General features: G+C 63.4%; 11 protein-coding genes. 4 read left to right on the top strand and 7 right to left on the bottom strand.

Features of this window, described 5'->3' with window-relative positions:
• Positions 1-196 precede the first annotated feature (196 nt).
• From VGO12_RS20180 to ribH, 3 genes are read right to left on the bottom strand one after another with little or no spacing between them, the layout of a single operon-like run.
• Positions 197-1,402 (bottom strand): MFS transporter, encoded by a 1,206-nt coding sequence (locus VGO12_RS20180; RefSeq protein ID WP_414650753.1) that lies wholly within the window; start codon positions 1,400-1,402, stop codon positions 197-199.
• A 29-nt stretch (positions 1,403-1,431) separates the two neighbouring features.
• The gene (gene nusB, locus VGO12_RS20175; protein WP_327514540.1) at positions 1,432-1,914 is read right to left on the bottom strand and encodes a transcription antitermination factor NusB; all 483 of its coding nucleotides are present in this window, start codon (positions 1,912-1,914) and stop codon (positions 1,432-1,434) included.
• On the bottom strand, positions 1,911-2,372 hold the full coding sequence (ribH, locus tag VGO12_RS20170; RefSeq protein WP_065777466.1) for a 6,7-dimethyl-8-ribityllumazine synthase: 462 nt from the start codon (positions 2,370-2,372) through the stop codon (positions 1,911-1,913). Before ribH ends, nusB begins: the two co-directional genes overlap by 4 nt.
• 225 nt (positions 2,373-2,597) lie before the next feature.
• Between ribH and VGO12_RS20165 the strand changes: the two genes are divergently transcribed.
• The 4 genes from VGO12_RS20165 to VGO12_RS20150 all read left to right on the top strand — a co-directional run bounded on the left by VGO12_RS20165 (position 2,598) and on the right by VGO12_RS20150 (position 5,183).
• The gene (locus tag VGO12_RS20165) at positions 2,598-3,290 is read left to right on the top strand and encodes an HAD family phosphatase (RefSeq protein ID WP_327514539.1); all 693 of its coding nucleotides are present in this window, start codon (positions 2,598-2,600) and stop codon (positions 3,288-3,290) included.
• A 165-nt stretch (positions 3,291-3,455) separates the two neighbouring features.
• Positions 3,456-3,947 (top strand): cupin domain-containing protein, encoded by a 492-nt coding sequence (locus VGO12_RS20160; RefSeq protein ID WP_327514538.1) that lies wholly within the window; start codon positions 3,456-3,458, stop codon positions 3,945-3,947.
• A 24-nt stretch (positions 3,948-3,971) separates the two neighbouring features.
• Entirely contained in the window at positions 3,972-4,547 is a 576-nt protein-coding gene (locus VGO12_RS20155) for a GNAT family N-acetyltransferase (protein WP_327514537.1), read from the top strand.
• 285 nt (positions 4,548-4,832) lie between these two features.
• Complete coding sequence (locus tag VGO12_RS20150; protein ID WP_327514536.1) at positions 4,833-5,183, top strand: hypothetical protein; 351 nt, start codon at positions 4,833-4,835, stop codon at positions 5,181-5,183.
• Between the two features lie 93 nt (positions 5,184-5,276).
• On the opposite strand, the gene VGO12_RS20145 is transcribed toward VGO12_RS20150, so the two are convergent.
• The 4 genes from VGO12_RS20145 to glyA form a co-directional block, all read right to left on the bottom strand.
• On the bottom strand, positions 5,277-5,897 hold the full coding sequence (locus VGO12_RS20145; RefSeq protein ID WP_327514535.1) for a riboflavin synthase: 621 nt from the start codon (positions 5,895-5,897) through the stop codon (positions 5,277-5,279).
• Complete coding sequence (gene ribD / locus VGO12_RS20140; RefSeq protein WP_327514534.1) at positions 5,897-7,006, bottom strand: bifunctional diaminohydroxyphosphoribosylaminopyrimidine deaminase/5-amino-6-(5-phosphoribosylamino)uracil reductase RibD; 1,110 nt, start codon at positions 7,004-7,006, stop codon at positions 5,897-5,899. Before ribD ends, VGO12_RS20145 begins: the two co-directional genes overlap by 1 nt.
• Before the next feature lie 20 nt (positions 7,007-7,026).
• The gene (gene nrdR, locus VGO12_RS20135; protein ID WP_034803756.1) at positions 7,027-7,500 is read right to left on the bottom strand and encodes a transcriptional regulator NrdR; all 474 of its coding nucleotides are present in this window, start codon (positions 7,498-7,500) and stop codon (positions 7,027-7,029) included.
• A 10-nt stretch (positions 7,501-7,510) separates the two neighbouring features.
• Positions 7,511-8,774 (bottom strand): serine hydroxymethyltransferase (gene glyA, locus VGO12_RS20130; RefSeq protein ID WP_327514533.1); only part of this gene is annotated, 1,264 nt, incomplete at its 5' end.

Raw genomic sequence — 8,774 nt, 5'->3', positions numbered from 1 at the left:
TCGCATTACCCTCCGTTACAACCCGCGGACTCACTCCCGGCCGCAGGCCCCTCAAAACCGCGAATCACGCACCACCTCCTCAAGCAGCACCCCTCACGGCGCGGCCAGAGTGCGGTTGCAACGGGAGATCGTCAAGCCCCGCAAAACGCCACGAAGCGGGCGTTGCGGCGACTGGTTTTCTTTCAGGAGAACAGGCTCAGGCGGCGGCTTTGCGCGGCGCACGCTTCAGGAGCAGGAGAAGGACCAGGCAGACGATGGTGACCGGCCAGACAACCGAGTTCAGCGTGTCCCAGCCATAGGCGGTCAACACCTTGCCAGAAGCGAAGGACGACAGGGCCACGGTGGTGAACAGGATGATGTCGTGGAAGGCCTGCACCTTGTCGGCTTCCTGCGGACGGTAGCTGCTGGCAACTATCGCCGTCGAACCGATGAAGCCGAAGTTCCAGCCGAGACCAAGCAGCACCAAGGCGCCCCAGAAGTTCCAGAGCTCGATGCCCATGTGCGCGACTGCGGCACAAGCCATCAAGAGCAACAGGCCGCAACCGACGATGCGTTCGGCACCGAAGCGGCTGATGAGCATGCCGGTGACGAAGCTCGGGGCGAACATGGCGAGCACGTGCCATTGAATGCCGAGCGTCGCCAGATCCGTGGAAAAGCCGCAGCCGACCACCATGGCGACCGGCGCGCCGGTCATCATGAAGGTCATCAGAGCATAGCTCGAAATGCCGCAGATCATGCCGGTGACGAAGCGCTGGCTGCGAACGATCTCACTGAGCGGACGGGCCGCCTTGTCGTGATGGTCGCTGGCCATCGCGCCGGGCTCCGGCAACCGAAGCGGCGCGAAGAACAGCGCCGCAACCAGGCAAATCGGCATCAGGACGACAAAGGCCCCGGCAAAGGAAACCGGTGCGAAGAGATCGCCGGCGAAGATGACGATCTGAGGCCCGAGCACCGCCGAGACGATGCCGCCACCAAGGATCAGCGAGATGGCCTTGGGCTTGTAGAACGAGGGAGACGCGTCGGCTGCAGCAAACCGCAGTTTCTGGGTGAAGCCGTTCGACGAGCCGAGCATGGCGAGCGCGAACGCAAAAAGCCAGAAGCTCTCCCGGAAGAGCGCAACGGCGGCAAGGGCGGCCCCAGCCGCGGCGATGCCGGTTCCGGTGATGAAGGCGTATCGCCGGCCGATAAGGCGCGACAGCATTGCCACCAGCACGACGCCGAGCGCCATACCGACATTGAAGGCCGTGAGCGGCGCTGTCGCCAGCGACTTGTCGTCGGCCAGCATCTGGTAGCCGGCGACACCGCCGATCGAAAAGCAGATCGGCCCGACGACGCCGAGCACGGCCTGCGCCGCGGTCAGATGGAAAACGTTGCGGCGCGCTTCGCGAAGGGCTCCGCCCATGTCATCCGTCGCGACCGCCGCCATGATGCCTATTTCTTTCCTTCGCCGCGAACCTGCTTCGCGATGCGGTCGAGGACGGCGTTGACCAGCTTGGGCTCGTCATCGCTGAAGAAGGCCTTGGCGATCTCGACATATTCGGTAACGATCACCGGCACGGGAACATCCTTGCGCTCCAGCATCTCGAAGGTGCCGGCACGCAGAATGGCGCGCACGGTCGAATCGAGCCGCGACAGCGCCCAATCGTCCTGCAATGCTGCGCCGATTAACGGGTCGAGCTTGCGCTGGTCGCGCACGACGCCCGCGACGATCGAGCGGAACCAGGAGGCATCCGCCTTCAGATAGGTGTCGCCGTCGAGGTCCTGGCCAAGGCGGTGTGCCTCATATTCGGCAACCACTTCGAGCACGCCGCTGCCGCCGATATCCATCTGATAGAGCGCCTGCACCGCGGCGAGGCGCGCAGCACCGCGCTGGTTGACTTGCTTCAGCGGCTGATCCGAGGGTGTCTTCGTCACTTTTCCGTGCCCAGTTTCTTCTTAAGTTCAATCATGGTGAGCGCTGCGCGTGCGGCAAACCCACCCTTGTCGCCTTCCGACCGGCGGGCGCGCGCCCAGGCCTGGTCGTCATTCTCAACGGTCAAGATGCCATTGCCGATCGCGAGGCTCTCGCTGACGGCAAGGTCCATGATCGCGCGCGAGGATTCATTCGCGACGATATCGAAATGATAGGTCTCGCCGCGGATCACCATGCCGAGCGCAACGAACCCGTCATACTCGGTGCCGCCCTCGTCCGCGCCGTCAAGCGCCATGGCGATCGCCGGCGGGATTTCGAGCGCACCCGGAACCGTCACGATATCATAGGTCGCCCCGGCGGCGTCCAGCGCATGTTTCGCGCCGTCGAGCAGAGCGTCGGCCATATCGTCATAGAAGCGTGCTTCCACAATCAGGATGTGGGCAGCCGTGGTCTTCGCCATGGATCACCTGTCTTTGAGAATTCGCCGGATGCGGACCGGCTGAGGCGCGGTCAAACCATGCCGCGCGCCGAATGGCAAGCAAATTCCACTGCAGACGGCCTTTTGCCGCGTTCACAGGACGAGAACGCACTGCCGTTGCCGCTACAAAATATCCCTGCGGCCCGCTTGCGCGCCAGCCTCGCTGGCCTCTAGTTTCGAAGCCGCCGAGACCACTGGATCTATAACATGCCCGACGTCGGTCCGACTGACATCCGCCTTCCCCTCAAACCTCTCGCGGTCGTTTTCGACATGGACGGATTGCTCTTCGATACCGAGGCGCTCTACCGCGACGCTATGATCCAGACGGCAGCAGAGCTTGGCCACGACATGCCGGCCTCCCTCTATCTCGATACGATCGGCCTTTCGGGCGAGGCGACACGCACGTTGCTAAGCGGCCGCTATGGCGACGCCTTCGACCTCGATCGGTTCTGGAAGAGCGCCTCGGCGCGATTTGCTGCGATGGCGACGACCGAAACGCGACTGAAGCCGGGTGTCGTCGATCTCCTCGACCTGCTTGACGGGATGGGCCTGCCGTTTGCGATCGCCACCTCGTCGCAACACCACGACGTCCAGCGCAATCTCGACGGGCACGGATTGCGCGACCGCTTCCCGACGGTGGTCGCCTATGGCGACTACGACAACGGCAAGCCGCACCCGGCCCCGTTCCTTGCTGCGGCAAGACGGCTCGGTGTCGCGCCGGAGCATTGCCTCGCTCTGGAAGACAGCCACAACGGCGTGCGTTCGGCGTCTTCTGCCGGGATGATGACCGTCATGGTGCCAGATCTGCTGCCCTCGACCGAAGAAATGAGAGCGCTTTGCGTTGGCATCGCCAGCAGTCTCCACGAGATCGGCGCCGCGCTCCAGGAGAAGCGGGCGTAAGTTCGGAGCGCGCGATAGCGCTTCGGTGGTCCCGTCAGTGATTTGCAACAACAGGATGTAATCCCTTTACCACCGACGCGAAATTTAGCGATCGCAGGTTGACGATCGGGGCAACGCGCGACACGGATAGGAACGCGTCGGAGGAGCGACGCGCAGGAGGTACAATTGACCGATACGAAAAAGCCGATCGTTAACCCCCGCGACCTCGAGCTCGATCACTGGACCAAGGGGTCGTTCTTCGAATCCCGAGACGCCGCCTTCGGCGCGCTTCTGGGCCTGACGAATCTCGGGATCGGCTATGGAGAGGTGCCGCCGGGAAAGTCCGGTTGCCCATTCCACAACCATCACGTCGAAGAAGAACTCTTCATCATCCTTGAGGGCGAAGGCACGTACCGGTTCGGCAGCGAACGTCATGCCGTTGGGCCGGGCGACATCTTGGGCGCACCCGCCGGCGGGCCGGAGACGGCGCATCACCTGATCAACACCGGCAGCGTGCCGCTCAAGTACCTGTCGATCTCGACCAAGGCGGCAACCGATATCTGCGAGTATCCGGATTCCGGCAAATTCCTCGCCAGGACGCGCGGTGCCAATGGATTGAGCTTCGTCGGCCGACCCGAAAGCGCGGTCGACTACTGGGACGGCGAGCCCGGCGCCTGAATTCACCACAGTATAGGATCGAATATGCATAGCGTGCCTATCATCGAGACAGACCGCCTCATCCTGCGGCCCTATCGCCGCGACGATTTTCCCTCCTATGCAGCGCTCTTTGGCGACGGCGAAGTGACCCGCTTCGTCGGCGGCGTGCCGTTCACACGGGAGCAGTCCTGGACCCGCTTCCTGCGCCAGGTCGGCATGTGGCATTACTTCGGCTTCGGCTTCTTTGCCATTCAGGATCGCGAAACCGGGGCGTTCCTCGGCGAAGCCGGTTTTCACGACGTCCACCGTGCCATCACGCCCTCGCTTGAAGGCACGATGGAGACCGGCTGGGCGCTGTCACCGAAGGCGCACGGCCAGGGGCTTGCGACCGAAGCCGTCAGCGGGGCACTCAAGTGGGCCGATCGCCAGTTTCCCAAACTGCGCAAGACCTGCATCATCGACGTCGGCAACAGGGCTTCCATCCGGGTTGCGGAGAAGCACGGCTTCAAGGAATTCTGGCGCACCACCTATCACGGCAATCACGTGATCATGTTCGAACGCCCCCAGAAGGCATCGGCCGCGACAACCACCAACAGGATGCGCGCGCACGCCGAAACATGAACAATTTTTAATTGTTTTCCAGAGTTTTGCGCCATGGAAACGGCCACATTCAGGCCCAGTTTCCTAGGCGTTGGCACGACGCGAACTCCCCCCAAGACGAGAGCGAACGCCGCCCAATTAGTCGAAACGGTCCAGCCCATTCGTTGCGGGAAAAGCCTTCCCGCAAGCGAACCCTGCTGGCCTGCCGTGATCCGCTGTCATGATCCGGCCCCCGAGGCCCGCAAGGGTCCCGCGTTCGGGTATCCGGCCGGTTGCGCCCTTCACGGCAAACAAAGGAGCATGACCATGAACCGCATCGCCAAGCTTTCCGTCATCGCTGCCCTCTCCGCCCTCTCCTTCGGCGGCGTCTCCTATGCTGCGAGCACTGCCATGAACTGGCCGGCCGACATTGACCGCACCGTTCGCGACTTCAAGGGAGACCACTTTACCGTCGTCGACGTCGATAGCCTCAAGGAATCGAGCCAGACGCGCATGATGGTCACCGAAGCCACGCCGCAACAGCTCTCATCGCTTCACGCTGCGGTCGAGGGCAACAAGCCGCTTGCAGCCAAGCTGAAGGCTCAGAATGTCGAGATGAACAACATTGCCGGTGCCGAACAGGCGGCGGATGGCAGCCTGACCTTCTATCTGCGCTGATCGCGGCGCCTCTCCCACGACGCCAGACTCCCAGCACATGAGCCGCCCCCTTACCGGGGGGCGGTTGTGTGGAGACCTGTCGCAGGGAAGTCGTTACTCCGGCTTCGGCGCCGGAAACTCGGCAAGGCGCGCCGCATAGCGGGCCATCGTATCAACCTCGAAGTTGACGAAATCTCCGGCCCGGCGCTCGCCCCAGGTCGTGACCTCAAGCGAATGGCGGATCAACAGCACGTCGAACACGGCGCCGGCGACCTTGTTGACCGTAAGCGAAGTTCCGTCGAGCGCAACCGAGCCCTTGGGCGCCACGAACTTCGCCAGATGTTCGGGCGCACGCAGACGGAATCGCACCGCATCGCCTTCCGGCTCGACCGAGAGAATTTCAGCCCTGTCGTCGACATGGCCGGAAACCATGTGACCACCGAGCTCGTCGCCGATCTTCAACGACCGCTCGAGATTGATCCTCGACCCTTTCTTCCAGCCGGCGATGGTCGTCAGCCGCAGCGCTTCTTCCCAGGCCTCGACCTCGAACCAACGTTCGTTGCTGCCGGCGTCAGGCAGGGCGGTGACCGTCAGGCATACGCCGGAATGGGAGATGGATGCGCCCATGTCGATCGTCTTCGGATCATAACGGGTGGCGACCCGCAGCTTAATGCCTTCCTTCAGCGGGGTGACGCTATCGATCGTGCCAATGTCTGTAACAATGCCGGTGAACATCAGGTCTCTCTTTCGTATTCCTCGAACAGGTCGTCGCCATACCGCGCTTCGGCAACACGCCTGAAGCCGACGGGTACGGATTTCCGATCAAATGGGGATGCAATGCCGTTTTTGCCAATCGTCAGCGGACCCGTATAGAGCTGGATGCGATCGACAAGATCCGCGTCGAGAAAGGCTCGAGCTGCGACCGCGCCGCCTTCTACCATCAGCGAGGAAATGCCACGCGACGCCAGGGCCGCCAGCAGATCGGCAATCGACCCGGCTTCGAGCACTTCGACACCGGCCGCCTGCAGGGCCGCCTTGCGGGCGGCACGCGCGTCCAGATCTCCGGTACCGGCCTCGACGGCGGCGTCATCCGCCACGACGATGACCGGAACATCCCGCGCGGTGCGCACCAGCTTCGAGCCGACAGGCAGATCGAGGCGACGGTCAAGCACGATGCGAGTGGGCGAACGATCTTCAAGTCCGGGCAAGCGCACGGTGAGTTCGGGATCGTCGACAGTTGCCGTGCCGATCCCCACCAGGATTGCGTCCGTCTCCGCCCGCAGCATCTGAACCTGCCCCCGGGAGACCGGACCGGTGATGCGCACCTGCCCCTCCCCCTTTCGGCCGATCATGCCGTCGGTGGAAACCGCAAGCTTGAGAGTCACATGCGGGCGCTTGCTGACCTGGCGCATGAGGTAGGCTTCGAGCGCCTGATGGCCGGCCTCAGGCAGAACGCCGATATCGACTTTTATGCCCGCGTCACGCAGGCGCACGACGCCGCGCCCGGCGACCCGCTCGTCCGGATCGAGGATCGAGATCACCACGCGAGCGACGCCGGAGGCGACAAGCGCGTCGGCGCAGGGCGGCGTCTTTCCGTGATGCGAGCAAGGCTCCAGCGTGACATAGGCGGTGGCGCCCCTCGCCTTCTCGCCAGCCTCCGCCAATGCCTGGGTCTCGGCGTGCGGGCGGCCACTCTTCGCCGTGACGGCGCGGCCGACGATAACGCCGTCCCTGACGATCAGGCAGGCGACGGAAGGGTTGGTGGATGTCTGTCCGAGATGTTGACGGGCCAGCCTCAGCGCCGCGGCCATGAACCTCTCGTCTTCACGGGTGGGTTCTGCCATGGCTCCTGTCCAGCGCCCGCCTATTCGCCCGGATCGCGCGCGATCTTGGCGCTGATCTCGGTGATGACCTTCTCGAAATCCTCGGCATGCGAGAAATCGCGGTAGACCGAGGCGTAGCGTACGAACGCGACGTCATCGAGGCTCTTCAGCGCTTCCAGCACCTGCAAACCGATTTCCTCGGAGGGGATTTCCGTTTCGCCGGAGCTTTCGAGGCGCCGCACGATACCGGACACCGCCCGCTCGATGCGGTCGCGATCGACCGGGCGCTTCCGGAGCGCGATCTCGAAGGAGCGCAAGAGCTTGTCCCGGTCGAAAGGCACCTTCCGACCGGTTTTCTTGATGATCATCAGTTCGCGCAACTGCACCCGTTCGAAGGTCGTGAAACGACCTCCGCAATCCGGACAAATCCGGCGGCGGCGAATGGCGTTCCCGTCCTCTGCCGGACGGGAATCTTTCACCTGACTGTCTTCAGAACCGCAATAGGGGCAGCGCATGAGCGACCGATCACATGTAGCCGTACATGGGGAAGCGGTCGGTCAGCTTGACGACCTTGTCGCGCACACCGGCTTCGACGGCAGCATTGCCTTCGTCGGAGTTGGCGACCTTGAGGCCATCGAGAACCTCGACGATGAGTTCGCCGATTTCCTTGAATTCCGCTTCCTTGAAGCCGCGGGTCGTGCCGGCAGGCGTGCCGAGACGGACGCCCGAGGTGACGAACGGCTTTTCAGGATCGAACGGGATGCCGTTCTTGTTGCAGGTGATGAAACCACGGCCAAGGGCTGCTTCCGCGCGCTTGCCGGTCGCGTTCTTCTTGCGCAGGTCGACGAGCATCAGATGGTTGTCGGTGCCGCCGGACACGATGTCGAGACCGTTGGCCTTCAGCGTCTCGGCGAGGGTGCGGGCGTTCTTGACGATCTGTGCTGCGTAGTCCTTGAACGACGGATCCAGCGCTTCGCCGAGCGCGACGGCCTTGGCAGCGATGACGTGCATCAGCGGACCGCCCTGGAGGCCCGGGAAGACGGCCGAGTTGATCTTCTTGGCGATATCTTCGTCGTTGGTCAGAACCATGCCGCCGCGCGGGCCGCGAAGCGACTTGTGCGTCGTGGTCGTGGCAACGTGGCAATGCGGGAACGGCGACGGATGCTGGTCACCGGCGACCAGGCCTGCGATGTGCGCCATGTCGACCATCAGCCAGGCGCCGACTTCGTCGGCGATCTCGCGGAAGCGCTTCCAGTCCCAGATGCGGGAATAGGCGGTGCCGCCGGCAATGATCAGCTTCGGCTTGTGCTTGCGGGCCTGTTCGGCGACGTTGTCCATGTCGAGCAGGTGGTCGTCTTCACGCACGCCGTAGGACACGACGTTGAACCACTTGCCGGACATGTTGACCGGCGAGCCGTGCGTCAGGTGACCGCCCGAGTTGAGGTCGAGGCCCATGAAGGTGTCGCCCGGCTGCAGCAGCGCCAGGAACACGGCCTGGTTCATCTGCGAACCGGAGTTCGGCTGAACGTTGGCAAAGTTGACGCCAAAGAGCTTCTTGGCGCGCTCGATCGCCAGTTCCTCGGCGATGTCGACGAACTGGCAGCCGCCGTAGTAGCGCTTGCCCGGGTAGCCCTCGGCATATTTGTTCGTCATGATCGAGCCCTGGGCTTCGAGCACGGCGCGGGAAACGATGTTCTCGGAGGCGATCAGCTCGATCTCGTGGCGCTGACGACCCAGCTCCTTCTCGATCGCACCGAAGATGTCCGGATCGCTGTCGGCCAGAGAGCGG

The organism is Ensifer sp. (genome assembly GCF_035999135.1).
Taxonomy (GTDB): Bacteria; Pseudomonadota; Alphaproteobacteria; order Rhizobiales; family Rhizobiaceae; genus Ensifer.
Note: the sequence above shows the minus strand (reverse complement) of the source record. Positions and strands in the feature narration are given on the sequence as shown.

Coding starts and splice junctions, on each gene's coding strand:
- VGO12_RS20145 (WP_327514535.1), bottom strand. CDS start 5,897: ATGTTCACCGGCATTGTTACAGACATTGGCACGATCGATAGCGTCACC.
- ribH (WP_065777466.1), bottom strand. CDS start 2,372: ATGGCGAAGACCACGGCTGCCCACATCCTGATTGTGGAAGCACGCTTC.
- VGO12_RS20165 (WP_327514539.1), top strand. CDS start 2,598: ATGCCCGACGTCGGTCCGACTGACATCCGCCTTCCCCTCAAACCTCTC.
- VGO12_RS20180 (WP_414650753.1), bottom strand. CDS start 1,402: ATGGGCGGAGCCCTTCGCGAAGCGCGCCGCAACGTTTTCCATCTGACC.
- VGO12_RS20155 (WP_327514537.1), top strand. CDS start 3,972: ATGCATAGCGTGCCTATCATCGAGACAGACCGCCTCATCCTGCGGCCC.
- VGO12_RS20150 (WP_327514536.1), top strand. CDS start 4,833: ATGAACCGCATCGCCAAGCTTTCCGTCATCGCTGCCCTCTCCGCCCTC.
- ribD (WP_327514534.1), bottom strand. CDS start 7,006: ATGGCAGAACCCACCCGTGAAGACGAGAGGTTCATGGCCGCGGCGCTG.
- nrdR (WP_034803756.1), bottom strand. CDS start 7,500: ATGCGCTGCCCCTATTGCGGTTCTGAAGACAGTCAGGTGAAAGATTCC.